We start from the raw sequence: 25,334 nt of genomic DNA, 5'->3' as shown, positions 1-25,334 counted from the left end.
GCACGGCACGTGAGGAGCACGAGGGCATGTTCGAGCGGTTCACCGACCGAGCGCGACGGGTTGTCGTCCTGGCCCAAGAAGAGGCCCGGATGCTCAACCACAACTACATCGGTACGGAACACATCCTGCTGGGCCTGATCCACGAAGGTGAAGGCGTCGCGGCAAAGGCCCTGGAGAGCCTCGGCATCTCCTTGGAGGGCGTCCGCCAGCAGGTCGAGGAGATCATCGGCCAGGGCCAGCAGGCGCCGAGCGGGCACATCCCGTTCACGCCGCGGGCCAAGAAGGTGCTGGAGCTGTCGCTGCGCGAGGCGCTGCAGCTCGGCCACAACTACATCGGCACCGAGCACATCCTGCTCGGGCTGATCCGTGAGGGCGAGGGCGTCGCCGCCCAGGTGCTGGTCAAGCTCGGCGCCGACCTCAACCGGGTCCGCCAGCAGGTGATCCAGCTGCTCTCCGGCTACCAGGGCAAGGAGCCCGCCGCGGCGGGTGCCGCGCCGGGTGAGGCCGCGCCGTCGACCAGCCTGGTGCTGGACCAGTTCGGCCGCAACCTGACTCAGGCCGCCCGCGAGGGCAAGCTCGACCCGGTCATCGGGCGCGAGAAGGAAATCGAGCGGGTCATGCAGGTGCTCTCCCGCCGTACCAAGAACAACCCGGTCCTGATCGGTGAGCCCGGCGTCGGTAAGACCGCCGTGGTGGAGGGGCTGTCCCAGAAGATCATCAAGGGCGAGGTGCCCGAGACTCTCAAGGACAAGCAGCTCTACACGCTCGACCTCGGTGCGCTCGTCGCTGGTTCCCGCTACCGCGGTGACTTCGAGGAGCGCCTCAAGAAGGTGCTCAAGGAGATTCGCACTCGCGGCGACATCATCCTGTTCATCGACGAGATCCACACCCTGGTGGGTGCGGGTGCCGCCGAGGGCGCGATCGACGCGGCGAGCATCCTCAAGCCGATGCTGGCCCGTGGTGAGCTGCAGACCATCGGTGCCACCACCCTTGACGAGTACCGCAAGCACCTCGAGAAGGACGCGGCTCTCGAGCGCCGGTTCCAGCCGATCCAGGTGGGGGAGCCGTCGCTGGCGCACACCATCGAGATCCTCAAGGGCCTGCGTGACCGCTACGAGGCGCACCACCGGGTGAGCATCACCGACGCCGCCCTCGTGGCAGCCGCGACGCTGGCTGACCGGTACATCTCCGACCGCTTCCTGCCGGACAAGGCGATCGACCTGATCGACGAGGCCGGTGCCCGGATGCGGATCCGTCGGATGACCGCGCCGCCAGACCTGCGTGACTTCGACGAGCGCATCGCCCAGGTGCGTCGCGACAAGGAGTCCGCGATCGACGCTCAGGACTTCGAGCGCGCCGCCCAGCTGCGGGACAAGGAGAAGCAGCTCCTTGGCCAGAAGGCTCAGCGGGAGAAGGAGTGGAAGGCCGGTGACCTGGACGTCGTCAGCGAGGTCGACGACGAGCAGATCGCCGAGGTGCTCGGCAACTGGACCGGCATCCCGGTCTACAAGCTGACCGAGGAGGAGACCTCGCGCCTGCTGCGCATGGAGGACGAGCTGCACAAGCGCGTCATCGGCCAGGAGGACGCGGTCAAGGCGGTTTCGAAGGCGATCCGGCGTACCCGGGCCGGCCTGAAGGACCCGAAGCGCCCGTCGGGCTCGTTCATCTTCGCCGGCCCGTCCGGTGTCGGTAAGACCGAGCTGTCCAAGGCGCTCGCCGAGTTCCTCTTCGGCAGCGAGGATGCCCTCATCCAGCTGGACATGTCCGAGTTCCACGACCGCTACACGGTCTCCCGGCTCGTTGGTGCACCTCCCGGCTACGTCGGTTACGACGAGGGCGGGCAGCTGACCGAGAAGGTGCGGCGTCGGCCGTTCTCGGTGGTCCTCTTCGACGAGATCGAGAAGGCCCACCCGGACGTGTTCAACACGCTCCTGCAGATCCTCGAGGACGGTCGGCTCACCGACGGTCAGGGTCGGATCGTGGACTTCAAGAACACGGTCATCATCCTGACCACCAACCTGGGCACCCGTGACGTCGCCAAGGCGGTGTCGCTGGGCTTCCAGCAGTCGGAGGACTCCGAGTCCAACTACGACCGGATGAAGCAGAAGGTCAACGACGAGCTCAAGCAGCACTTCCGGCCTGAGTTCCTCAACCGGATCGACGACACCATCGTCTTCCACCAGCTGCGCCAGAGCGAGATCCTCTCGATCGTGGACATCATGATCCAGCGGATCGAAGGCCAGCTGCGCAACAAGGACATGGGCCTGGAGCTCACCGACAACGCCAAGAAGTACCTGGCCGCGAAGGGCTTCGACCCGGTGCTCGGTGCCCGTCCGCTTCGTCGCACGATCCAGCGCGACATCGAGGACAACCTCTCCGAGCGGATCCTGTTCAACGAGCTGACCCCGGGTCAGATCGTCGTGGTGGACTGCGAAGGCGACCCGAACGACATCGACAAGTCCAAGCTCGTATTCCGGGGCGCGGAGAAGCCGGTGGAAGTTCCGGACGCCGTACCGGCCGACCTCGGTGGCACTGCCGCTGGCACCGCCGTGGCGGGCGCCGACGAGTAGCACAACCTGCAACAAAGCGGGCCCGATGGCGCAAGCGCCGTCGGGCCCGCTTTGTCAGTGCCGCTCTTCTTTGGTGCCGCGTTCTGGGCGCCGCCTTTGGTGCGCCTTCTTGGCACCACCCGCAAGGACCGACCGCCGGGCCGGGAGAGGCGAGCGTGATCGTCACCAGGTCGCCGATGTGGGGGTGTCCCGCGGCTTGGATAACCCCACATCGCCGACCTGGTGTCGATCATGGCGAGCTGGTGAGGTTGGTGGTGGGTTGGGGCGGGCCGTCGCCGACGAGGCGGAAGGAACCGGTGCCGGCCGGTTCGACCAGCCCGTCCTGCACCAGGCCGGCCAGGGCTCGGGCACGCTGCGCGTCATCGGTCCAGACCTGGTCCAGCCGTTGGTGTGGGACTGGCCCGGCGGTTTCTCGGAGCACCCCGAGCAGCAGGCCGCGTACCTGTCGGTCGGTGCCTGCGTACCGCTGGGGTCGACGGGTCGGTCCGGCCGGGGCTTCCTGGCCCGAGGCACGCCACGCGCAGACCGACTCGACCGGGCAGGCCGCACAGCGTGGTGACCGGGCCGTGCAGATCACCGCACCCAGTTCCATGAACGCGGCGCTGGCCAGTGCCGCTGCGGCCGGTGCCGCCGGGAGCAGTTCCTCGGTGGCGACCAGGTCGGCTGGTCGGGTGACCGGCCCGGCGTCGGGCTCGCCGGCCACGGCGCGGGAAACCACCCGACGTACGTTGGTGTCGACGACCGGGTGCCGCTGCCCGTACGCGAATGCCGCCACCGCCCGGGCCGTGTAGGTGCCGACTCCGGGCAGTGCCAGCAGTTGCTCCAGCCGGTCCGGCACCTGGCCGCCGTGCCGGTCCACGATCGTGACCGCGCACTCCCGCAGTCGGACGGCTCGACGGGGGTAGCCGAGACGTCCCCACATCCGGATCGCCTCGGCTGGGGTGTCCGCCGCCAACGCGGCCGGCTCGGGCCAGCGGGCCAGCCATGCCTGCCATGCCGGCACCACTCGGACCACGGGTGTCTGCTGGAGCATGACCTCGCTGACCAGGATGGCCCAGGGGGTGGTCCCGGGTTCACGCCACGGGAGGTCACGGGCGTGTTGTTGGAACCACCGGCTGACCAGGGTGGCGAAATCGGGTTGAGTCATGGCGCCGTCGATGATGTCACGCGGTCTGGTCCCGCTGGGTGGGCGGCTCGGGCGGGGTGTCACGGCGGCGGCCGACGGATCGGAGAGAATGCGCGGATGAACGAGCTCGCGATCACCGTCATCGGTCGGGACCGGCCGGGCATCGTGGCCGATGTCGCCGAGGTGCTGGCCCAACTGGGCGCGAACCTCACCGACAGCACGATGACGCGGCTGCGGGGGCATTTCGCGATGACCCTGATCTGCACCGGCCCGGCCGCCGCCGAGGTTGAGGCCGCGCTGGCGCCGCTGGCCGCCGAGGGTCAACTGCTGGCGACGGTACGCGCGGTCACCCCCGACGGTGAGGTGCCTCCCGCGGGTGAGCCGTACGTGATGGCGGTGCACGGTTCGGACCGAATGGGCATCGTCGCTGCGATGACCCGGGTGCTGGTCGACGGGGGTGGGAATGTCACTGACCTGAGCACCCGGTTGGCTGGTTCGCTCTATGTCGTGTTGGCCGAGGTGGAGTTGCCGGCGGGTGTGGCTGACACGCTTGTCGACCGGCTGCACCGGACGGCTGCCGAGCTGGGCGTCGAGGTCACGCTCCGGCCGGCGGACCCGGATCTGTTGTGACGGGCCCGGGGAGCGGGCCGGACGCCGAGGCGTACGCCGGTCTGGGCGATTGGACACCGGAGTCGCTGGTCGTGTCGGGTGAGGTGCGGGCGGTGGTGTCCGCCCCCCATCTGGTGCTGAGCCGGGCCGCTGACGAGGTCGATCCCACGGCGAAGGAGACGGTCCAGCTCGCGGCCGACCTGGTCGCGACGATGCGGGTCTCGCCGGGCTGCGTTGGGCTGGCCGCGCCGCAGCTCGGGGTGGGCGCTCGGGTCTTCGCGGTCGATGTGACCGGGCACCCGAAGGCGGTCACGGTGCATGGCACCTTCGTGTTGTGTAATGCCCGGGTGGTCGAGGCGACCCGCTGGAAGGCGGGCCGGGAGGGGTGCATGTCGGTGCCGGACCTGACCGGGGATGTGAAGCGGGCCAGCCGGCTGGTGGTGGAGGGTGATCTGCCGGGCACCGGCGAGCCGGTCCGGTTGGTGACCGACGGGTTCGAGGCGCGGGCCTTGCAGCACGAGATCGACCACTGCGCGGGGCTGCTCTTCCTGGATCGGGTGGCCGGTGCGCACGCCGTCTATCAGCGCAAGGTCTACCTCTGATCGGTTACGTGTCCATCCTGAGTGGACAGTGGAGGGTACGGCTCGGAGCCGCTCCGGCGCGTCGCGCCGCGCTGGCGGGCACAGCGCGGCTACGGTGGGGGGCATCATGCGTCTGACGGTCGGCCCCCTGCCACCCGCCGTGTACTGGCGGCGTCGCGTCGTCGTACTTGGAGCGGGGCTTCTCTTCCTGATTGTCCTGCTCTACTCCTGCACCGGCTCGGGTCGTTCCGACGGAGACCCGAAGGCGGGGGCGACTCCGAACTCGGCGCCGACGTCCGCCGAGTCTCCCGGGTCAGGCTCGGGCGGGCCGGTGCTGACACCGCAGACCGGTGCTCCGCCGACGTCCGCCGATGCGGGTGGGACGTCCAACCCGAGCCCCGCGATCACCAGCAACGAGCCTCAGCTGGGCGCGGCGGCCGGTTCGGTGGACGACGGCACCTGCACCGACGCGGAGATTCGCGTGGTCTCGGTGGCGAGTCCCACCTCGGTTCAGCGCGGGGCGATGGTCGACCTGCAACTCAAGATCAAGAACACGTCCGACCGGACGTGCAGCCGGAACGTCGGTGCCGATCTGCAGGAGATCTTCATCAAGTCCGGTGCCGAGAAGGTCTGGTCATCGGACACCTGCGGCAAGGTCCAGGGCTCGGACGTGCAGTCCTTCACGCCGACCTTCGAGCGTTACTACGAGGTGACCTGGAACGGGCGGGACACCAGTCGGTGCGACGGCAGCGGGCTGGCCGCCGGGCCGTTCCCGCCGCTCGGGGCGTACGAGGTGTTCGCCCGGGTCGGCACGAAGCTCAGCGCCCCGGTGAAGCTCACCATCACTGGCTGAGCCGGGGTCAGACGTAGCGTTCGAGGATCGATGCCTCGGCGAGCCGGGACAGCCCCTCACGGACGCCGCGAGCCCGGGCGTCACCGACCCCCTCGACAGCCTGCAGGTCCTCCACGGTCGCGCCCAGCAGCCGCTGGAGGCTGCCGAAGTGCACCACCAGGCGGTCGACCACCGCCACCGGCAGCCGTGGCACCTTGGCCAGCAGGCGGAAGCCGCGAGGGCTGACGGCGGCGTCCAGCGCGTCGGACGCGGCCGGGTAGCCGATCGCCTTGGCCACCGACACCAGGTCGATCAGCTCGGTGGCGCCGAGCAGATCCAGCTCGACCAGGGCCTCGTCCAGGGTGCGCGACTTGCGGCCGACCGGGAGGTAGTCCCGGATGACCAGTGTCCGGTCGGCGTCCACGCCGGCCATCAGCTCGTCGAGCTGCAGGGCGAGCAGGCGACCGTCGGTGCCCAGCTCCACCACGTACCCGGCGATCTCGTCGGCGATCCGGCGAACCATCTCCAGTCGCTGCACCACGGCCACCGCGTCCCGCACGGTGACGAGATCCTCGATCTCCAGTGCGGAGAGCGTGCCGGAGACCTCGTCCAGCCGGAGCTTGTAGCGCTCCAGGGTGGCGAGCGCCTGGTTGGCCCGGGAGAGGATCGCCGCGGAGTCGTCGAGCACGTGCCGCTGGCCGTTGACGTAGAGGCTGATGATGCGCATGGACTGGCTGACCGAGATGACCGGGTAGCCGGTCTGCCGGGCCACCCGCTCGGCGGTGCGGTGCCGGGTGCCGGACTCTTCGGTCGGGATGGACGGGTCGGGCATCAGGTGCACGGCCGCCCGGACGATCCTGGTGCCGTCGCTGGAGAGCACGACGGCGCCGTCCATCTTGCACAGCTCCCGGACCCGCGTCGCGGAGAACTCCACATCCAGCGGGAAGCCGCCGGTGCACAGGCCCTCGACGACCTTGTCGTAGCCCAGCACGATGAGCGCGCCGGTGCGGCCACGCAGGATGCGTTCCAGACCGTCGCGCAGGGCGGTGCCGGGGGCCATCAGGGCGAGGTTGGCGCGCAGCGGATCCCCGGCGCTCCCGGTGGCTCCCGCGGTCACGCTCACGCTGATCGGGCGGGCGGGCGAGCCCACGGCGCCGGTGCGGGCCTGGGGCGGCGCGCCGGCTGGCTTGGTGGTATCGCGGTCGATCGGCACGGGCACAGTCTACGGACTGCCGTGCGGTGGGTGCTGTCGTGGTTACTGTGATGTGTCACGATGCGGCCCTTCCAACCCGTTTCCCGCTTGCGACGTGCTGTCCGGTTTCGCCGTCCTCGTCGGCACGGTGAGTCACTCGGCGGACGCCCGGGCCGCATGATGCAGCGCCGAACGGACATCCGTGACCTCGGTCACGCGCATCTGCTCGGGGCCGGCACCGGTGCTGGCCGGGCCGCAACCGGGCGGCACGAGGGCCACCTTGAACCCCAGCCGCGCAGCCTCGGCCAGCCGACGCGGCACCGCCCCGACCCGGCGCACCTCGCCCGTCAGCCCCACCTCGCCAATTGCGACCAGGTGTGGCGCGATGGCCAGGTTGAGCCCGCCGGAGGCGACCGCCAATGCGACCGCCAGGTCGGCGGCAGGCTCCACCACCCGGATGCCGCCCACCGTGGCGGCGAACACCTCCCGGTCGTGCAGGGTCAGCCGCTCGGTGCGCCGTTGCAGCACCGCGAGCACCATCGCCAGACGCGCCGAGTCGAGGCCGGAGACGGTGCGCCGGGGAGAGCCGGCCACCGTCGCGCCGATCAGGGCCTGCACCTCGGTGACCAGGGCCCGTCGCCCCTCCATCGCCACTGTCACGCAGGTGCCCGGAACCGGCTCCGCGTAGCGGGTCAGGAACAGCCCGGACGGGTCGGCCAGGCTGCTGATGCCGCCCTCGTGCATCTCGAAACAGCCGACCTCGTCGGCCGCGCCGAACCGGTTCTTCACGCCGCGCACCAGACGCAGCGAGGAGTGCTTGTCGCCCTCGAAGTGCAGCACCACGTCGACCAGGTGCTCCAGCACCCGGGGCCCGGCCACCTGGCCGTCCTTGGTGACGTGCCCGACCAGGACGGTGGCGATGCCCCGCTCCTTGGCGACCGAGACCAGCGCGGCGGTGACCGCGCGCACCTGGGTCACCCCACCGGGCACCCCCTCGGTGCCGGTGGTCGAGATGGTCTGCACCGAGTCGAGCACCAGCAGGCCCGGCTTGACCGCGTCGAGATGCCCGAGGACCGACCCGAGGTCGCTCTCGGCTGCAAGGTAGAGCTTGTCGTGCAGGGTGCCCATCCGCTCGGCGCGCAGGCGCACCTGACTGACCGACTCTTCGCCACTGACCACCAGCGAAGGGCTGCCGGCGCCGGCCGCCCACTGCTGGGCCACGTCCAGTAGCAGGGTCGACTTGCCGACGCCGGGCTCGCCGGCGAGCAGCACCACGGCACCGGGCACGAGACCGCCGCCGAGCACCCGGTCGAGCTCGCTCACCCCGGTGGGCACGGCGCGGGCCGGGGCGGCGCTGATGGTGGCGATCGGCCGGGCCGGCTCGGACGGTAGCCGGGAGCTGACCACCCGACCGGCCACGGTCGGGCCGGTCACCGTGCTCTCGACCACCGCGCCCCACTCGCCGCACTCGGGGCAGCGCCCCACCCACTTGGGTGGCTGGTGCCCGCACGCGTCGCACTGGTAGGCCGGACGCGGGTCGCGGGCGGCGGACCGCCCACGGGAGGCACCGGCCGTGCCGCCGCGTGGAGGGGTCGATCGGGAGGTGGTCACATCAGGACGCTAGCCCTCGCGTACGACGAAAACACCCCGGCGTGGTGGTCACCACGCCGGGGCGTCTGTCGATGTGCGGGTCGGGTCACTCGTGGGTCGTGCCGCCCTCGTTGCCCTCGTAGCCGCCCTCGCGCTCGATGATCGGCGACGGAGGGGCCGCCGGGGTGAGCGGCACCGCGATCGGTGCCTGCCCGGTGACCGTGTTGCCGTTACCGAAATCGAAGGTCACGACGACGTTCTGGCCGGAGCGCAGCGCCTCGGCCAGGCCGATCAGCCGGAGCTGCGTGGTGGCCTCGGAGTTGAGCTGGATGTAGCTCAGTGGGGCCAGCTCGACCCGGGCCGGCTGACCAGGGGCGGCCGGGCTGGCCGAACCCGACGCCCGCGCCGACTCCGGGGCGGACGGGGTGGCCGAGGACGACCCGGTCTCGGACGGTGTCGCCGACGGGCGGGCCGAGCCGGACGCGGAGGTCGACGGGCTGGCCGAACCGGAGGGCGACGGGCTCGTAGAGGCGGACGGTGACGGGTTCGCCGAGCCGTCACTGATCAGCACCTCGCGGGCGCTCTCCGTGGTGACGGTGACCGTCACCGTCTCCTTCGAGTCGTTGTAGATCACGGCGCTGAGCCCAGCGTCCTGGCCGGCCTTGTAGCCCTCGGTGCCCGGGTAGTCCACGAGCAGGCCCCGCACGGAGAAGGAACCGTTGTTGGTGGTGAGGCTGACGCCCTGGACCGACGCCTCCTTCAACGCGGTCTCGGCGATCTGACCGGTGCCGCATCCGGAAGCCAGCAGGCTGGCCGCCGCAATCCCGGACAGCAGCAGGGCCGCCCGCCGGGATCCCCTGATCGAGCGCGTCACGTCGGTCCTCCTCGTCACAATCCCCACCCAGGCCGCACGCCCGGGCACGGTGGCCATACCCGCGCAGACCGCGCTCCAGGGTAGTTGGGACTGATCGAGGCCCGCACGCGGACCCGGCAATGCCACCTACCCGGGTGCCGTTCACACCACCCGACCGCTCGCGACCAGCAGGACCACGTCGATCAGGGCCACCAGCATCACCGCCCGGAAGGCCGCCACCGGCCGCCGGCCGGACCGGACCGCCGAGCGTCCGGCGTACCAGCTCAGCGGCGGCACCACGGCGGCCGTGCCGACCGCCGCCAACCCGATCGCCGACGGCGGCCCGGGCGGCCCGATGACCAGGGCCGCGGTCGCCGCGAGGAGTAGTCCGGCAGCCGCGGCCCGGCTCCCGGCGGCGCCCAGCCGATGTGGCAGGCCGCGCACCCCGGTCCGAGCGTCGTCGGCCAGGTCGGGCAGCACGTTGGCGAAGTGCGCGCCGGCACCCAGGCACGCCGCGGCCGCCAGCAGCCAGACCGGCGGAGTCGGCTGACCGGGCAGCGCCAGCACCACGAAGGCGGGTAGCGCGCCGAACGAGACGGCGTACGGCAGCACCGAGAACGCGGTGGCCTTGAGCGGCCAGTCGTAGAGCAGCGCGGAGACCAGGGCGACGGTCAGCCAGAAGGCCGCCGTCGGGTTCGTGGTCAGCGCCAGCAACGGACATGCCACCGCGGCTGCCGTCGCGGCCCAGGCCGTGGTGCGCCGACCGACCGCGCCGGCGGCGACCGGTTTGTCGGTACGCCCCACAGTGGCGTCCCGCTCGGCGTCCAGCGCGTCGTTGGTCCAGCCGACGGCGAGCTGGCTGGCCAGCACGGCGAGCACCACCGAGACGATTCCGGCCGGCCGGTGGCCCACTCCCCAGGCCAGCAGACCGGCCACCGTGGTCACCGCTGCGGCCGGTTCCGGATGGCTCGCTCTGACCAGCCCTAACACCCTCGACGACATAAGGGAAGTCTGGTCGTTACCGAGCAGTCGTGCCACGCTCGGTTCCATGCGAGACGTGGCTGCGGCCGCGGCGTCCTCCGGCCCCCGGGTGCTGCCGCGTAACGACCCGCGCCAGTATGACGATCTGGCCGGTGAGTGGTGGCGGCCGGATGGCGTGTTCGCGATGCTGCACTGGCTGGCTGAGGCCCGTGCCGCGCTGGTGCCGCCGGCCACCCGTCCGGACGCCCTGCTTGTCGATCTGGGTTGCGGTGCGGGCCTGCTCGCGCCGCACCTGGCCGGCAAGGGCTACCGCCACGTCGGGGTGGATCTGACCCGCTCGGCGCTGGTCCAGGCAGCCGAGCACGGCGTGTGCGTCGTCCAGGGCGACGCCACCGCGGTTCCGCTCCCGGACGGCTGCGCCGACGTGGTCTCGGCGGGTGAGTTGCTGGAGCATGTGCCGGCCTGGCCGCGGGTGGTGGCCGAGGCGTGCCGGCTGTTGCGCCCGGGTGGCCTGCTGGTGCTGGACACCCTGAACGACACGGCGTTGGCCCGGCTCGTTGCGGTACGGCTCGCCGAGCGGCTGCCGACGGTGCCGCGGGGCATTCACGACCCACGGTTGTTCGTGGACGCTCGGGCGCTGGTGGCCGAATGCGCACGGCATGGCGTCGACCTACGGCTGCGCGGCATCCGTCCGCAGGCCGGGGGTCTGGTCGCCTGGCTGCTGCGGCGGGCCCGCGCGGCCCGTACGGGTGCGACGTCGGCTGGCCGCGTGCCGCGCATCGTGCCGACGCGTTCCACCGCCGTGCTCTACCAGGGCCGGGGGGTCCGAAGCGGATAGTCGGGCCGTGGCGGGGTACGGCAATCCGAGGAGGAGGCGATATGACGGTGCAGGCGCTTGAGGCGGCCCGCCGGTTGGCGCCACGTTTCGCCGCGCGGGCGGCGGAGCACGACCAGGACGGTTCCTTTCCGGTGGACGACTTCCGTGACCTGCGGGAGGCCGGCCTCTTCGGGTTGATGGTGCCCCGCGCGTTGGGAGGCATGGAAGCCTCCTTCGCCGAATACACCGCAGTGGCAACTGAGCTTGCCCGGGGCAACGGCGCGACCGCCCTGGTGTTCAACATGCACGCCTCGGTGACCGGCGCGTTGGGCGCCGTCACCGAGGAGCTGGCCGAGGCGTTGGGCGTACCGGACGAGGCGTTGGCCGCCAGGGACCGCCTGCTCACCGCCGCCGCGCAGGGTTCCTGGTACGCGGTGGCGATGAGCGAGCGTGGTGCCGGCGCGCGGTTGTCCCAGTTGAGCACGGTCTACGAGGCGACCGAAGAGGGCTGGCATCTCAAGGGCAGCAAGACCTTCTGTTCCGGTGCCGGGCACGCCGACGGCTACCTGGTGGCGGCGCGCAGCGCGGCCGACCAGTCGGTGGTCTCGCAGTTTCTGGTGCCGGCCGGCGATGGCCTGACCGTGGAGCCGACCTGGGACTCGCTCGGCATGCGCGCCACCTCCTCACACGACCTGCACCTGGACGTCACGGTGCCCGCCGGTCGACTGCTCGGCGGGGTCGAGGGTCTGGCGTTGGTGGTCGCCCAGCTGATGCCGCACTGGCTGGTGGCGAGTTACGCCGCTGTCTACGTCGGGGTCGCCCGGGCTGCGATCGACGCGGCGGCCGAGCATCTCAACGCGCGCAAGCTGGCCGGTCTGCCGGCGGTGCGTGCCCGGCTGGGTCGGGCCGACGCGGCGACGGCGGCGGCGCAGCTGGTGGTCGCCGAGGCGGCCCGTCGAGTGGACGAGGCACCGGGCGACGAGGAGACCAACCGCTGGGTGTGGCGGGCGAAGCTGCTCGCCGGCACCACCGCCGCCGAGGTGGCGGCGTCGGTGCTGGAGGCGGCGGGCACCTCGGCGACCCGCCGTGGTCATCCGTTGGAGCGGCTCTACCGGGATGCCCGCTGCGGCTCCCTGCACCCGGCCACGTCGGATGTCTGCGCCGACTGGCTCGGCATTGCCGCGCTGGGAGGCGACCCGGATCGCGACGCATCGGCACCACGTTGGTGAGCGGGTCGTGCGGGACGCGCGCGGGAGGTACGCCGGCCGAGGTGGCTGGTGGGTCGGTCAGGGGGAGGACAGCGTCTGACGAGAGGTGGGGATCGTGTCCGTACCAGTGATCGCAGGGCTCGGGATTGCACAGCCGCCGTCGGCATTGCAGGACGAGTTGTGGGAGGGCTTCTTCGCTCGGCACTTCTCCGGCACCACCCGGTCGTTGGCCCAGCGGATCTTCGCGAACTCGGGGGTGACCCGGCGGCAGGCCTCGGTCAACCCCCTGTTGGAGGACGTCTCGGACTGGCCGACCGAGCGCCGGATGCGCCGGTACCAGGTGGAGGCTCTGCCGCTGGGCAAGGAGGCGGTGGGTCGTGCGTTGACCGCCGCCGGGCTGGGCGCCGGCGACATCGGGCTTTTCATCGTCTGCTCCTGCACCGGGTACGCCACCCCCGGGCTGGACATCCTGCTCGCTCGGGATCTCGGTATGGCTGCGGACACCCAGCGGATGTTCATCGGCCACATGGGCTGCTACGCGGCGTTGCCGGGGCTCGGTGCGGCGAGTGATTTCGTCACCGCGCGGGGGCGACCGGCGCTGCTGCTCTGCGCGGAGCTGACCAGCCTGCACATCCAGCCGTCCAGCGCCCGGGTGGACACCCAGCAGATCGTCTCCCACGCGCTCTTCTCGGACGCCGCGGTCGCCGCCGTGGTCGTGCCGGGGGGCCGGGGGTACGCCTTACGCGAGGTCACCGCCGTCACCGATACCTCGACCGCCGACCACATGACCTGGGACGTCACCGACGCGGGCTTCCGGATGGGGTTGTCACCGAAGGTGCCGCAGGTGCTCTCGAGGCATGTCCGCGGGCTGATCGACGACCTGTTGGCTCGGCACGGGGTCAGCAGCTCCGAGGTGGACGGTTGGGCGGTGCACCCGGGCGGGCCGCGGATCCTCAACGTGGTCGAGCGGGAGTTGGCCCTTCCTCCGCAGGGGTTGGCGGCGTCCCGGGCGACGCTCGACGAGCATGGCAACTGCTCGTCGCCGACGGTGCTGCTGATCCTGGACCGGCTGGGCCGCTCGACACCGGCGGCTCGACGTGTCGTCATGCTGGCCTTCGGCCCGGGTCTGACCCTCTACGCCGCTCTGCTCGATCGACAGGACTGAACATCCCGCCGGTACGCTCACCGGATGGATCCAACGACGGACGACCGGCTGCGGTCGGTGGTGCTGGTCGGGGTGACCGTGGCTGCCCTGGTGGCCGGCGGCTGGTGGTGGCGGGCCGCCGCTCCCACCCCGGCGGCCAGTTCGGCTCGTCCGCCAGCGGCCACGCCGAGCGTCGAGCCGACCGTCAGCTCACTGGAACGCCTCCTGCCGTCGACGGAGCCCGACGACTCGGTGACCTTTCGAGTTGACCCCGAGACGGGTGAGGTCCTCGAGATCAGACGCCCCACGAGGACGTTCGACCCGCAGGTGGGCGCGACCCTTGGCACCGGTGACGCCCCGGGTGATCTGCCCGTGTTCGAAGGGACGATCTGGCGGCAGCAGGGGGAGCTGATCCCCGGTCAGGACGTGACCAGACAGTCGACCAACGACGGCGCGCGCTACCTGCTCCAATACCGGTGCACCCGGCCCGGCGCGATGATGGTGACGAGCACCGGGGCCGCGATCGCCGGTCCGTCGCACATCGATTGCGACGGCACGATGGCCACCGCCGAGGTGCTGCCCGCTGGCGGGCCGATCCGGGTGTCCCTGACGGCCCTGGGCGATCACCCCATCGATGCCGAGGCGCAACTTTTCGTGATGCCCTGAGTCTGGGGTCTGCCGGCCGTTCCCGTACCCACGGGCCCCCACCGGCCCGCGGCCGACCAGCCACCGAAGCCAGCCGACCGTCCGGCCGCAGATCAACTCCACATCGCCGGCGTCGCGGCATCCACCGTGCCGGGAAATCGCCACATCGCCGACACGGAGTCGATCTACCTCGGGCCTCGTCGGGTCAGGCGGCGAGGGCTGTCAGGTCCTGCCGGTACGTCTCGACCGGCCCCAGGTCGGGCAGCACCCGGGTGACCACTCCACCGCGGTCGACCAGCAACGCGGTCAGGCCTCCTGGGCTGGCTGGCTGGCCCAGGAACGAGCGCAGCCCGCCGGCGGGGTCGGCGAGTGCCCGGACCTGCCGCTGGTTGGCTGGCGGGGCCGAGACCGTCCGCCCGCCGGTGACGGTGACCACGGAGACACCGGCGGGCGCGGCCGCCAGGGCGTCGGCGACACGCTCCGGGCAGGGACAGCCGTCCACCAGGATGATCATGGCGGGCAGCAGGCCGCGCAGTGGCACCGGCGCATTGCTCGCGTCGACCAGGTCCAGTGCGGGCAGTGCCCGCCCGGTGAGGGTCGCGGGTGGCGAGTAGGGGGCCGGGGTCGGTCGGTCGTTGCCACGGTTGGCCCGTGGCCAGGTGACCGCTAGCAGGCCGCCCAGCGTGGTGAGGACCGCGACCAGCAGGACCAGCAGCGGCAGGCCCAGAGCCCGGGGGTCGCCGGACAGACCGGTGGCCCGGCGCAGCTCGCGGCGGACCTGGGCGGCCTCGGCGGCAAGCGCGGAGGCGTCGTCGGGGACCACGACCCGGCCCCATTCGGGCGGCAGGCCAGGCAGACCGTCGGTTGGCCCCTGGCCCTCTGCATCGGGCTTGCCCATCGGACCTCCTGAAGGGGCTCGAGAGCGGAGTGCGGCTCGGTCTCCAGGGTCCCGCACCAGGGGCACCTCCCGCTACATCTGGGCGCAGTTGCGCCGGGCGGGATACCATGGGAGGAGCGCATAGCCCTTGATCTCGACGTTCTGTTCACCCGTGCCGGGCAGTCATCCGCACGTTACGGAGCGTGTTCGAACCATTGGTTTGACCGCCTGTCAAGCTGAAGCAAGACCTCTCACAGGGCCCCTGAGCTGCGCCAACGGTCAGGACATCGGTGAGACATCGCTGCCTGACCGTGTTACCCTAGACACAGCGAAAGGGGTTTCGAACCTATGGTTTTCAGTGTCGGCGAGACCGTTGTTTACCCCCACCACGGGGCCGCACTCATCGAGGCAATCGAGACTCGGGTCATCAAGGGCGAGCCTAAGCAATACCTCGTCCTGAGGGTCGCGCAGGGTGACCTGACGGTCCGGGTGCCCGCCGAGAACGCCGAGATCGTGGGCGTTCGCGAGGTGGTCGGCGAAGAGGGCCTCGGTAAGGTCTTCGACGTTCTGCGGGCTCCGCACACCGAGGAGCCGACCAACTGGTCGCGGCGTTACAAGGCCAACCTGGAAAAGCTGGCTTCCGGCAATCCGCTGAAGGTCGCCGAGGTCGTGCGTGACCTGTGGCGCCGGGAGCGGGAGCGGGGCCTCTCCGCAGGCGAGAAGCGAATGCTTGCCAAGGCCCGGGACATTCTCGTCGGCGAGGTTGCGCTGGCCGAGAAGAGCACCAAGGACGAGGCGGAGACGCTGCTCGACAAGGTCCTTACCGAGGCCTAGTCCGCACAGCATCGTCGTACCCGATTCGTAGCAGAGAAACCACCGAGGACCGCGACGTGACCGCGCAGCTCAATCCGCGCGGTGACGTCGCGGTCCTCGTGCCTGCGGCGGGTGCTGGCGTACGGCTCGGCCCCGGCCGACCCAAGGCGCTGCGCCTGCTCGCCGGCGAGCCGCTGCTGGTGCACGCCGTGCGTCGACTTGCCGCCGCACCGTCGGTGCACACGATCGTGGTGGCCGCGCCGGTCGCCGAGGTGCAGGCCGTCCGTGAGCTGCTGGCCCCGATCGCGCCGGTGATCGTGGTGGCAGGCGGTGCGGAACGGCAGGCGTCGGTAGCCGCCGCGCTGGCTGCGGTGCCCGCCGGCCCGACGATCGTCCTGGTGCATGACGCCGCCCGCGCGCTCACCCCTCCCGAGCTCGTCGAATCCGTCGCGGCGGCGGTCCGGGACGGGCATGACGCGGTGATCCCGGTTCTGCCGGTCGTCGACACGATCAAGGAGGTCGGTGCCGGCGAGGTGGTGCTCGGCACCGTCGACCGTTCCGCCCTGCGCGCGGTGCAGACCCCGCAGGGTTTCCGCCGGGCCGTCCTCAGCGCCGCGCACGCCGTCGCCGGTGACCCCCTCACCGACGACGCCGGGCTCGTCGAGAAGCAGGGCGTCACGGTGAGCTGTGTGCCGGGCTCGGAGTACGCCCTGAAAATCACCCGACCGTTCGACCTGGCCCTCGCGGAGCATCTGCTCGCCGCCTCCGGTTGACGCGTACCCTCTGATCATGATCGTTCCCCGGGTGGCTATCGGCACCGACGTGCACGCGTTCGAGCCCGGCCGGCCGTGCTGGGTGGCGGGCCTGTTCTGGCCCGACCAGGACGGCCTCGCCGGGCACTCGGACGCCGATGTGGCCGCGCACGCCGCCTGCAACGCGCTGCTCTCCGCCGCCGGCCTCGGTGATCTCGGCTCCGCCTTCGGGGTGGGCGAGCCGGAGTGGGCCGGTGCGTCCGGGGTGGCCCTGCTGACCGAGACGGCCCGCCGGGTGCGGGCCGCCGGCCTGGAGATCGGCAACGTGTCCGTGCAGGTCGTTGGCAACCGGCCCAAGATCGGCCGCCGCCGGGCGGAGGCACAGCAGGTACTGTCCGCCGCCGTCGGCGCCCCGGTCACCGTCTCCGCCGCGACCACCGACGGGCTCGGCTTCACCGGCCGCGAGGAAGGGTTGGCGGGCGTCGCGGTTGCCCTGGTGTACGACGCGCCGGCCGCCTAAGCTCGCCGCGATGTCCAGCGATCCCGCCCCCGACCGGTCCGCCGCCGACGGCTACGTCCAGCGGGCCCAACTCCTGGCCGAGCTCGGCCGCCACGACGAGGCGGCCGGGGAGCTGACCTACGGGCTGGCCCTGCAACCGGATGACGTGGACGCCCTCACCATGTTGGCCCGGGTGCACCTGGCCGCCGACCGTCCGGCCGAGGCGCTCACCGCTGCGGACACGGCCGTGGCGGTCGCACCGGAGACCCTCCCGCCGTTGGTCGCCAGGGGCATGGCGTTGTCCGACCTGGAGCGCTATTCCGAGTCGGCCGCCACCGCCGACCGGATCCTCGCCCTGGGCCCGGCCGACGCGTACGCCCAGCGGAGCGCGGCGGCGATCCTGGCCGGCGCCCGCAACGGTCAGCCGGCGCTGAACGCGGCCTGGCGTGGGGTCGAACTGGCCCCGGAGGAGCCACAGGCGCACCTGGTGCTCAGTCTGGTCGCCGCCCGACTGGACCTGTTCGACCTGGCTGAGCGGGCCTACCGGGAGGCGTTGCGGCTCGACCCGCGCATCGCCGAGGCCGGGCACGATGTGGGTGTCATGCGACTGGAGCAGCGCCGCTGGTCGGAGGCGTTGGAACACATCGCCGAGGCCGTGACGATCACCCCGAGCCGAATCGACTCGCCGCGGACCCTGGCGCACGGCCTGCACCGCCTGGTGCTCTACGGCGCGGGTTGGACGCTGGCGGCGGCGGTGCTGGTGGCGTTCGCGGCCTCGGCGAACGACGGTTTCTCCCGCATCCTGGCGGTGCTCGCCGCGCTCACCGGGGGGATCGTCGTCTGGCAGCTGGCGGCCCGGTTGCCGGGGCTGACCCGGACCGTCCTGCCCACCATGCTGCACTCGGACCGGGCGATGGCGCTGGCGATCTACGCCGTGGCCTCCGCGCCGGTGCTGCTGCTGGTGTACGCGGTGGTCGGCTCCCCGTGGCCCCTGGTGTTGGCCATCGCGGTCACGGCGGTAGCCGAGTTCACCGTCTTCACCAGAACAGCCCTCCGCTGACCCACCCTCCGGCCACCCGACCGCGGCCGCATCCAGAAGATCACCTAGCGTCGGTTAGCTCGACCAGGTCAGGTTTTCGCCGGAGCCCGACCCGCGCAGGGATCAAGCCTGACCGCCCGGAGCGGGTCGGGCTCCGGCGAAAACCAAAAGGGCGACTAAACAGAACGCGCCCAAGTCCAGGCGTACCCCTCGTCCTCACAGTTGCTGGCGGCGTCGCAGAGATCCAGGGGGCGGAACGTGTCGACCATGACGGCCAACTCGTCGAAGTAGTCCGCACCGATCGAACGCTCGGCGGCACCCGGCTGAGGGCCGTGCGTGAAACCGGACGGGTGCAGCGAGATCGAGCCCTGCTCGATGCCGGAGCCACGCCGGGCCTCGTAGTTGCCGCCGGTGTAGAAGAGCATCTCGTCGGAGTCGACGTTGTGGTGGTTGTACGGCACCGGGATCGACTGCGGGTGGTAGTCGACCTTGCGGGGCACGAATGAGCAGATGACGAAGTTGGGGCCCTGGAAGGTCTGGTGCACCGGTGGGGGCTGGTGGATGCGGCCGGTGATCGGCTCGAAGTCGTGGATGGAGAACGCCCACGGGTAGAGGTGCCCGTCCCAGCCGACCACGTCGAACGGGTGGTTGGCGTAGACGTAGCGGGTCCATCCACGGCGGTGGCGGACCAGCACCTCGACCTCCTCGTCGTCGACGAGCAGCGGGGCGTCGGGGCCGCGGACGTCGCGCTCGCAGTACGGCGAGTGCTCCAGGAACTGGCCACGGACCGAGAGGTAGCGCTTGGGCGGGCCGATGTGCCCGGACGCCTCGACGGTGAGCAGCCGGACGGGCTGGTCGCCGGTGGGCACCAGGCGGTGGATGGTCGAGGTGGGGATGATGACGTAGTCGCCGGCGACCGCGTCCAGCACCCCGAACGGGGACTCGACGCGCAGGGTGCCCGACTCGACGTAGAGGCAGTGGTCACCGGTGGCGTCGCGGAACAGCGGCGAGGGCTGGTCGGCGAGCACGTACCCGATCCGAACGTCGTCGTTGGCGAGCAGGTACTGCCGCCCGAGGATCGGGTCGACGCCGCCGGTGTCCAGCTTGTGGGTGCGCAGGTGGCGGGGCTTGAGCGGCAGGTTCGGTGCCCGGGTGAACGCGGGTGCGGTGAACTCGTCGGCGGCCAGGATCGCGGTGGGCGCGTGCCGGTGGTAGAGCAGGGACGAGTCGGAGGAGAACCCCTCCTGGCCCATCAATTCCTCGGCGTAGAGGCGCCCGTCGGGCTGACGGAACTGGGTGTGGCGTTTGCGTGGCACCTCGCCGACGCTGCGGTAATACGGCATCTCGCCTCCCGATATGTCCCGTCCACCGGCCAGGTGTGTCCGATAATCGGACGCTGTTGTCCGTTCCTCGTAGCGTCCCGTACATTCTTGTTCCGTGTCAACGCAGGTGCCCGCACTCCTCGACGGCCTGGTGGACGACGCCGCCGTCTTCCCACCGGGCAGCGCCGCGCTGCCCGACGCCCTGACCGCCCATCGCCGGCACCGCACCGCCTGGTACGCCGACCTCGTCGGCCCGCTGCTGGTCCCGGCCTCGACCGTGGCGCGCGGCGACTTGAGCGGTCTCGTCGACCCCGGCAACGGCCTGGTCGTCGGCGTGATCGGTGACACCGGGATCGGGCACCTCCCGTTCGCGCTGTCGTTCCTGGCCCCGGACGGCGTCACCGCCCGCCAGGTTGAGGTGGCCGTCGCCAAACGGGGAGAGGATCCGCTGCCCGGCGTCGCCGAGCTGGTGCGACTGACCGGTGCCATGCCGGACGTCGAGGCCGTCTACGCCGAGCTGCCGCTGACCTTCGGGCTGATGAGCGCGCTGGATGCCCTGGCCGCCGCCCGGGATGACGGGGTACCGATCGCGGCCAAGTTCCGCACCGGTGGCCTGGCCGCCGAACTGTTCCCCACGCCGACCGAGTTGGCCGCGGTCATCTGCGCGTGCCGCGACCGTGGCCTGCCGTTCAAGCTCACCGCCGGGCTGCACCAGGCCGTCCGACACCTGGACCCGGAGACCGGGTTCACCCACCACGGCTACGCGAACGTGCTGGCCGCGACCCTGGCAGCCGCTGATGGTGAGGGTGCGCGGGCGGTCGCCGAGCTGCTGACCGTGGTCGACCCGCGCCCCCTGGTGGAACGCGCGACGGCACGACTGGCCGAACCCCGCCCACTGTGGGTCGGTTTCGGCTCGTGCAGCATCCTGGAACCACTGACCGATCTGATCCGGCTTGGGCTGGTGAACGGGGGCTACGACGCATGACCTGGGTGACCGGCGCCGATGGTTCCCCGTACGGGGTGACGAACCTCCCGTACGGAGTGTTTCGGACCGACGGGGGGCAGCCACGGATCGGCGTACGAATCGGGTCATGGGTCTTCGACCTGGCCGCGGCGGAGGCCGCGGAGCTGGTGCTGGCCGCCGGTGCGCTGCTCCGACCCACCCTCAACGAGTTCATGTCGCTCGGCCGTCCGCAGTGGACCTCGGTGCGGCAGCGGATCACCGAGCTGCTGACCGACCCGGCGCACCGGCCTGCGGTGGAGCCGATGCTGGTGCCTCTCGACGACGTGGAGCTGCTGCTCCCCATCGAGGTGGCCGACTACGTCGACTTCTACTCGTCCGAGCACCACGCGGCAAACGTCGGGCAGATCTTCCGCCCCGGCCAGCCACCGCTGCTGCCCAACTGGAAGCACCTGCCGATCGGCTACCACGGGCGGGCCGGCACGGTGGTCGTCTCCGGCACGCCGGTGATCCGGCCGACCGGGCAGCGCGCCTCCGCCGAGGGTCCGGTCACCGGCCCATCGGTACGCCTCGACATCGAGGCCGAGGTCGGCTTCGTGGTGGGCGTACCCAGTGCGTTGGGCGACCGGGTTTCCGTCGACGACTTCACCGACCACGTCTTCGGGGTGGTGCTGGTCAACGACTGGTCCGCGCGGGACATCCAGGCCTGGGAGTACCAGCCACTCGGCCCGTTCCTCGGCAAGTCGTTCGCCACCTCGGTCTCGGCCTGGGTCACGCCGCTGGACGCGCTCGGCGACGCCTTCGTGCCAGCCCCCGACCAGGACCCACCGGTCGCCGACTACCTGCGTGCCGTGCCGCACCTGGGCCTGGACCTCCGGCTGGCGGTCGAGTGGAACGGCGAGCAGGTCAGCGAGCCGCCGTTCGCCACCATGTACTGGACGCCCGCGCAGCAGTTGGCGCACCTCACCGTCAACGGCGCGTCACTGCGCACCGGCGACCTGTACGCCTCTGGCACCGTCTCCGGCCCGGACCGGTCGCAGGTCGGCTCGTTCCTGGAGCTGACCTGGGGCGGGGCGGAGCCGGTCAAGTTGGGCGACGAGAGCCGCACCTTCCTCGCCGACGGAGACACGGTGACCATCACCGCCACGGCTCCCGGCCCGGACGGCACCACCATCGCCCTGGGCGAGGTCACCGGCACGGTTCATCCGGCTCGCTGAGCGGACTCGTTCCAGTCGTCTCGTCCATGGGACCCGTGATCGCACCGGCTGTGCGATCATCCGCCCTCGTTAACCCGTTGATCGTCCGGATTCCGTCGCCTCGCCGCGCGATCCGGGCCGGGCCATGCCCGGCTGCCAGCGGTGGGGCATCCCATCGCACACGGAGGTAACGACGATGCACGATCTCACGGGCGCGGTCTGGCGTACCAGTAGCCGCTCGAACGACCAGGGGCTCTGCGTGGAGGTAGCGGACAACCTGGTCGACGTCCATGGTCTGGTCGCTGTCCGCGACTCCAAGGATCAGGCCGGGCCCACACTCGCGGTCAGCCCGCCTGGGTGGACAGCGTTCATCGGCGCGATTCGGGTCGGTCGGTTCGAACGCTGACCGGTGCTCCGGCACCGGTCGACGCTGACCGGTGCCGAGCGACGGCCTAATCGGACAGTGCGGCCTCCGGGGGTGGAAATTCCGTCCCGGAGGCCCCGTCCGGCCCTTACTCCGCGTACCGTCGGGGACACGGGAGGGTGGCATGTCGACGGTGGCGGTTACCAGGTTCATCGAGGCGCACGCTGTCGATGTCTGGTGTCTGTTGACCGACCTGCCCGGCCGTTCGGCCCGACTCACCGCGGCCGGCCCGATCGAGGTGCTCACACCGGGGCCGTTCGGGCCGGGCACCGCCTGGCGTGAGGAGCGCGCCCAACCGGGCGGCGGCACGCTGACCGAGGAGTTCCTGGTCGTGGAGACACTCGCCCCACACCGGCTGGTGCTCTGTTCCTCCGGTGCCGGCGTGGATTACCGGATCACCTGGAGTCTGCGGCCGGTCCGACGTCGCCGCCGGGGTTGCACGGCGGTCACCGTCACCCAGGAGGCGGTGCCGACCGCTCCGTACGGTCGGGTGGTGGCGCTGCTGCTCGGCGGCCTTGCCGCGCGGGCGGTCGAGGTGGCACTCCGGCGTGACCTCGCCGACCTGGCCGTGGCGACCGCTGCCACCGGCTCCGTCGAAGCCGCCTGAAAGCGAGCCGGTCACCTCCGCGCTGTGCCCGGCCGTGGCCGCCGCGACCTGGGCGGGGTTCGGCCGGTGCCGCTGGGTAGGGTGCCGGGCGGAGGTGCGGCATGGGGATCCCGAGGGGCCGGCGATGGCTCGCGATGGCGGTCGCGGCGCTGCTCGTGACCGTGGTCGTCGTGGTCATCGTCTACCGGGTGCTCGCGCCGGCCGAGGTGAGCACGGTGGCCCGGGGCGACTATCCGGCCGCAGCCCGACCCGCCACCGGTGTGGCCGGCCGGCTACCGGCCGCCCCGTTGATCGTGGACGGGAGGCTGCGGGTGTACGCGGCGCACCGTCAGGTCTATGCCGACCAGCCGGTCGACGGGCGGTACCGGAGCAGCCCGTTCTGGTCGTACCGACGTTGGCCGGCGGAGTTGACCGGGGTGGTGGCCAGCGGCAGCGTGGTGGTCAGCCGTTGGTCCGACGGTCAACTGGTCGCGCTCGACGCGCCGACCGGCCGGGTGCGCTGGAAGACCGAGGGGCCGAAGCCCGTCGAGGGTGGAGCGCCGGTGCGGCGTACCGGTGCGGCCACCGTCTGGGACCCGCGCGGGCTTCACCTCACCAACCTTCCGGACGGCCGCACGGTGGTGGTGGTCAGTGGAGACGCCCAGGCGCGCGGGGTCGACCTGAGCGCCGGTCGGGAGTTGTGGCGGGCTGACCTGCCCGGCGCTTGCCGCAGCGACGTCGGCACCACCGATTCCGGGCAACTGATCGGTCTGGACACCTGCGCCGGGCCTGCGACGGTCGAGTTCCGGGATGCGGCGACCGGGGCGGTGCGCGAACGTTGGCGACCGCCAGGTGGTCCGGACGAGTTGGTGGTCACTCCGCTCGGTTGCCGTCCCGGTCGGTCGTCCTGCTCGGCTCTGCGGACCGCTGGGCCGGGCGACGCGGGCGGCCGGGGTTGGCTGGTGGGTGCCGGCGAGCCGGTCGCCGCCCCCGCGCTGGATCCCACCGGCGCCATCGTCGTGGGTGCGCAGGTCGTCGTGGTGCGCGACGGGGTGGCGGTGGGTCGGTCGGCGCGTACCGGCACCGAGCTGTGGCGGTCCGCGGATCTGGGCACGGCACGCGTTCTGGCCGCGCAGCCCGGCCGGGTGCATCTGCTGACCGAGGCGAACGACCTGGTGACGCTGGACCCGGCGACCGGTACGCAACTGTCCCGCTTCTCGCTCAAGGTCGGCCGGGATGGGACGGGCTGGGCGCCCGGAGCGGTGGCAGCCGAGGGCGGCTACGTCGCGGTGGAACGGCTCCGTAGTCCGGTTGACCCGGATGGCGACGACAAGCGCTACTTCCTGACGGCGGAAACGGTGATCCTGGCCGCCACCTGATCGTGGCGTCTCCGGCACACGAGAGTTGAACCTTCCATGCCCTTTGTCCGTAAAGGGTATGTTTTTCACGGTTCAGGTTTCCGTTGGAAGGGGTCGGCGCGTGGGCAGGACAGCAGCCAACTACCTCGTGGGTGGTGCACTAGCCGCCGCGAGCCTCGCACTTGCGGTTCCGCCGGTGCTTGCCGCGGATCCCGCGTCGGCGCGGGGGTTCAGCGCCGTCCGGGCCATGCCGTCGGCGGGCACCGGCGTCACCTTCGAGATCTTGCCCGCGACGCCGACGCCCACGCCGACGCAGCCCGCGCCACCCACTCCCACGCCGACGCAACCCACGCCGGGGCCACCCCAACCCACGCCCAGCCATGGTGGGGAGTTGCCGGTCACCGGTCCCGGGGGGTCGACGTTGATGCTCACCGGACTGGGTGTGACCCTGCTGGTCGTCGGTGGGCTCGCCGCCCGCCGCAGGCGGACGGTCTGACGTGCTGCCGGGATCGGCGGACCAACACCGCGAGGCCGGTGAGAAGCAGCAGGCCGGCGATGGCCGCCCCCACGGTCCAGGCGGACGTCATCCGGGAGATGACGCTGCCGCGCTTTCCGACCTGACCCGCCTCGGGGAACTGGATCTGCGCGGTGATGCTGCGCTTCACCAACCCGCTCTCCAGGTTCACCTCGATCTTCCAGGGCCCGTTCGGCAACTCGGCCGGTAGCCGGGCGATGACCTGCCCGGAGCCGCCCGGCGGTAGCGTGACGCCCTGCCCCACCGGGAACGGGCCGGCGCGGCTGCCGGCTGGTCCGTCGGTCAGGGCGACCGTGCCGGTCAGGTCGATGGCACGACCGCCGGTGTTGGTGACCTGGGCGGTGACCGACGGCACGCCCTCTGGGCCGCGGGCCGGGCGAAGCTCACCGATCGAGAAGTCGGAGACCGGTTCGCCACCGGGCCCGATGTCGAGGTAGATCCGGACGCCGACCCGGTGGATCTGGGTGATCTCCCCTCCGGGCCGGGGTGCGGAGGTGGCGGACGCCCAGATCACCCCGTACCGCTCGCCGCGCGAGGCGGGCGGCGGCACCGTGATGGTCGCCAGGACCCGGGCTTCGCCCCCCGCTTCCACTTCGACAGCTGACTTGTCGAGGGTGATCCATGAGGTCAGCTCGTTGGCCGCGTGGCCTTCGCCGAACTTGAACTCCGAACCCTCCACGGTCGCCGCCGCCGGGTACACGTCGATGCGCCGGGTCTCGTCGGTGCGGTTGGTGACCAGAAGTTGCCGCTTGATGGTGGTGCCCGGCGGTAGGTGATCGACGATGTAGCGCAACGCCCGAGGGTCGTCGCGGCGGTTGGTGGGT

The 25,334-nt window shown here is 71.5% G+C and carries 25 protein-coding genes; 17 read left to right on the top strand and 8 right to left on the bottom strand.

Annotated elements, in window-relative coordinates; translation table 11 throughout:
- Window positions 1-26 precede the first annotated feature (26 nt).
- Window positions 27-2,570 carry an ATP-dependent Clp protease ATP-binding subunit gene (locus JOD64_RS12610; protein ID WP_204942407.1) on the top strand — a complete coding sequence of 848 codons (2,544 nt, stop codon included), beginning with the start codon at window positions 27-29 and terminating at the stop codon, window positions 2,568-2,570.
- Between the two features lie 229 nt (window positions 2,571-2,799).
- On the opposite strand, the gene JOD64_RS12605 is transcribed toward JOD64_RS12610, so the two are convergent.
- Window positions 2,800-3,717 carry an iron-sulfur binding domain-containing protein gene (locus JOD64_RS12605; RefSeq protein ID WP_204942406.1) on the bottom strand — a complete coding sequence of 306 codons (918 nt, stop codon included), beginning with the start codon at window positions 3,715-3,717 and terminating at the stop codon, window positions 2,800-2,802.
- Between the two features lie 96 nt (window positions 3,718-3,813).
- Here JOD64_RS12605 and JOD64_RS12600 point away from each other — a divergent pair, with 96 nt between their 5' ends.
- The 3 genes from JOD64_RS12600 (at window position 3,814) to JOD64_RS12590 (ending at window position 5,739) form a co-directional block, all read left to right on the top strand.
- Complete coding sequence (locus JOD64_RS12600; protein ID WP_204942405.1) at window positions 3,814-4,326, top strand: glycine cleavage system transcriptional repressor; 513 nt, start codon at window positions 3,814-3,816, stop codon at window positions 4,324-4,326.
- The gene (locus JOD64_RS12595; protein WP_204942404.1) at window positions 4,323-4,907 is read left to right on the top strand and encodes a peptide deformylase; all 585 of its coding nucleotides are present in this window, start codon (window positions 4,323-4,325) and stop codon (window positions 4,905-4,907) included. The genes JOD64_RS12600 and JOD64_RS12595 overlap by 4 nt, the downstream gene beginning before the upstream one ends.
- A gap of 106 nt (window positions 4,908-5,013) precedes the next feature.
- The gene (locus JOD64_RS12590; protein WP_204942403.1) at window positions 5,014-5,739 is read left to right on the top strand and encodes a hypothetical protein; all 726 of its coding nucleotides are present in this window, start codon (window positions 5,014-5,016) and stop codon (window positions 5,737-5,739) included.
- Window positions 5,740-5,746: 7 nt separating this feature from the next.
- Here JOD64_RS12590 and disA read toward each other — a convergent pair whose 3' ends face one another.
- From disA to JOD64_RS12570, 4 genes are all read right to left on the bottom strand, one after another.
- Window positions 5,747-6,931 (bottom strand): DNA integrity scanning diadenylate cyclase DisA, encoded by a 1,185-nt coding sequence (disA, locus tag JOD64_RS12585; RefSeq protein ID WP_184179279.1) that lies wholly within the window; start codon window positions 6,929-6,931, stop codon window positions 5,747-5,749.
- Window positions 6,932-7,063: 132 nt separating this feature from the next.
- Entirely contained in the window at window positions 7,064-8,521 is a 1,458-nt protein-coding gene (gene radA / locus JOD64_RS12580) for a DNA repair protein RadA (RefSeq protein ID WP_204942402.1), read from the bottom strand.
- Window positions 8,522-8,606: 85 nt separating this feature from the next.
- Window positions 8,607-9,374, bottom strand: a complete 768-nt coding sequence (locus tag JOD64_RS12575) for a hypothetical protein (RefSeq protein WP_204942401.1) — start codon at window positions 9,372-9,374, stop codon at window positions 8,607-8,609.
- Between the two features lie 141 nt (window positions 9,375-9,515).
- A complete protein-coding gene (locus JOD64_RS12570; protein WP_239559491.1) occupies window positions 9,516-10,355 on the bottom strand; it encodes a UbiA family prenyltransferase in 840 nt (279 codons plus the stop codon).
- A 46-nt stretch (window positions 10,356-10,401) separates the two neighbouring features.
- On the opposite strand from JOD64_RS12570, the gene JOD64_RS12565 reads away from it, so the two are divergent.
- From JOD64_RS12565 to JOD64_RS12550, 4 genes are all read left to right on the top strand, one after another.
- A complete protein-coding gene (locus JOD64_RS12565; RefSeq protein ID WP_204942399.1) occupies window positions 10,402-11,172 on the top strand; it encodes a methyltransferase domain-containing protein in 771 nt (256 codons plus the stop codon).
- A gap of 41 nt (window positions 11,173-11,213) precedes the next feature.
- Window positions 11,214-12,380 carry an acyl-CoA dehydrogenase family protein gene (locus tag JOD64_RS12560; protein WP_204942398.1) on the top strand — a complete coding sequence of 389 codons (1,167 nt, stop codon included), beginning with the start codon at window positions 11,214-11,216 and terminating at the stop codon, window positions 12,378-12,380.
- A gap of 94 nt (window positions 12,381-12,474) precedes the next feature.
- On the top strand, window positions 12,475-13,524 hold the full coding sequence (locus tag JOD64_RS12555) for a type III polyketide synthase (RefSeq protein ID WP_204942397.1): 1,050 nt from the start codon (window positions 12,475-12,477) through the stop codon (window positions 13,522-13,524).
- Between the two features lie 24 nt (window positions 13,525-13,548).
- On the top strand, window positions 13,549-14,169 hold the full coding sequence (locus JOD64_RS12550) for a hypothetical protein (protein WP_204942396.1): 621 nt from the start codon (window positions 13,549-13,551) through the stop codon (window positions 14,167-14,169).
- A 184-nt stretch (window positions 14,170-14,353) separates the two neighbouring features.
- Here the strand turns inward: JOD64_RS12550 and JOD64_RS12545 are convergent, their stop codons facing one another.
- Window positions 14,354-15,046, bottom strand: coding sequence for a hypothetical protein (locus JOD64_RS12545; RefSeq protein ID WP_204942395.1), 693 nt, complete (start codon window positions 15,044-15,046; stop codon window positions 14,354-14,356).
- A gap of 327 nt (window positions 15,047-15,373) precedes the next feature.
- Between JOD64_RS12545 and JOD64_RS12540 the strand changes: the two genes are divergently transcribed.
- From JOD64_RS12540 to JOD64_RS12525, 4 genes are read left to right on the top strand one after another with little or no spacing between them, the layout of a single operon-like run.
- Window positions 15,374-15,859, top strand: a complete 486-nt coding sequence (locus JOD64_RS12540; protein WP_007073334.1) for a CarD family transcriptional regulator — start codon at window positions 15,374-15,376, stop codon at window positions 15,857-15,859.
- A 56-nt stretch (window positions 15,860-15,915) separates the two neighbouring features.
- Window positions 15,916-16,611, top strand: a complete 696-nt coding sequence (gene ispD / locus JOD64_RS12535; RefSeq protein WP_204942394.1) for a 2-C-methyl-D-erythritol 4-phosphate cytidylyltransferase — start codon at window positions 15,916-15,918, stop codon at window positions 16,609-16,611.
- Window positions 16,612-16,624: 13 nt separating this feature from the next.
- Window positions 16,625-17,110 (top strand): 2-C-methyl-D-erythritol 2,4-cyclodiphosphate synthase, encoded by a 486-nt coding sequence (gene ispF, locus JOD64_RS12530; RefSeq protein WP_204946032.1) that lies wholly within the window; start codon window positions 16,625-16,627, stop codon window positions 17,108-17,110.
- A gap of 10 nt (window positions 17,111-17,120) precedes the next feature.
- On the top strand, window positions 17,121-18,149 hold the full coding sequence (locus JOD64_RS12525) for a tetratricopeptide repeat protein (protein WP_204942393.1): 1,029 nt from the start codon (window positions 17,121-17,123) through the stop codon (window positions 18,147-18,149).
- A 155-nt stretch (window positions 18,150-18,304) separates the two neighbouring features.
- Here the strand turns inward: JOD64_RS12525 and JOD64_RS12520 are convergent, their stop codons facing one another.
- Complete coding sequence (locus JOD64_RS12520; RefSeq protein WP_204942392.1) at window positions 18,305-19,471, bottom strand: homogentisate 1,2-dioxygenase; 1,167 nt, start codon at window positions 19,469-19,471, stop codon at window positions 18,305-18,307.
- A 94-nt stretch (window positions 19,472-19,565) separates the two neighbouring features.
- On the opposite strand from JOD64_RS12520, the gene JOD64_RS12515 reads away from it, so the two are divergent.
- From JOD64_RS12515 to JOD64_RS12495, 5 genes are all read left to right on the top strand, one after another.
- Entirely contained in the window at window positions 19,566-20,435 is an 870-nt protein-coding gene (locus JOD64_RS12515) for a hypothetical protein (protein WP_204942391.1), read from the top strand.
- Window positions 20,432-21,628, top strand: coding sequence for a fumarylacetoacetase (gene fahA / locus JOD64_RS12510; protein WP_204942390.1), 1,197 nt, complete (start codon window positions 20,432-20,434; stop codon window positions 21,626-21,628). Before JOD64_RS12515 ends, fahA begins: the two co-directional genes overlap by 4 nt.
- Before the next feature lie 175 nt (window positions 21,629-21,803).
- A complete protein-coding gene (locus JOD64_RS12505) occupies window positions 21,804-22,013 on the top strand; it encodes a DUF397 domain-containing protein (protein WP_204942389.1) in 210 nt (69 codons plus the stop codon).
- 142 nt (window positions 22,014-22,155) lie between these two features.
- Window positions 22,156-22,638 (top strand): SRPBCC family protein, encoded by a 483-nt coding sequence (locus tag JOD64_RS12500; RefSeq protein ID WP_204942388.1) that lies wholly within the window; start codon window positions 22,156-22,158, stop codon window positions 22,636-22,638.
- Between the two features lie 101 nt (window positions 22,639-22,739).
- On the top strand, window positions 22,740-23,996 hold the full coding sequence (locus tag JOD64_RS12495; protein WP_204942387.1) for an outer membrane protein assembly factor BamB family protein: 1,257 nt from the start codon (window positions 22,740-22,742) through the stop codon (window positions 23,994-23,996).
- A gap of 407 nt (window positions 23,997-24,403) precedes the next feature.
- Here the strand turns inward: JOD64_RS12495 and JOD64_RS12490 are convergent, their stop codons facing one another.
- A complete protein-coding gene (locus tag JOD64_RS12490) occupies window positions 24,404-25,303 on the bottom strand; it encodes a hypothetical protein (RefSeq protein ID WP_204942386.1) in 900 nt (299 codons plus the stop codon).
- Between the last annotated feature and the right edge of the window lie 31 nt (window positions 25,304-25,334).

It is taken from the genome of Micromonospora luteifusca, from assembly GCF_016907275.1.
Classification (GTDB): Bacteria; Actinomycetota; Actinomycetes; order Mycobacteriales; family Micromonosporaceae; genus Micromonospora; species Micromonospora luteifusca.
This window is presented reverse-complemented; position numbering and strand designations above follow the sequence as displayed.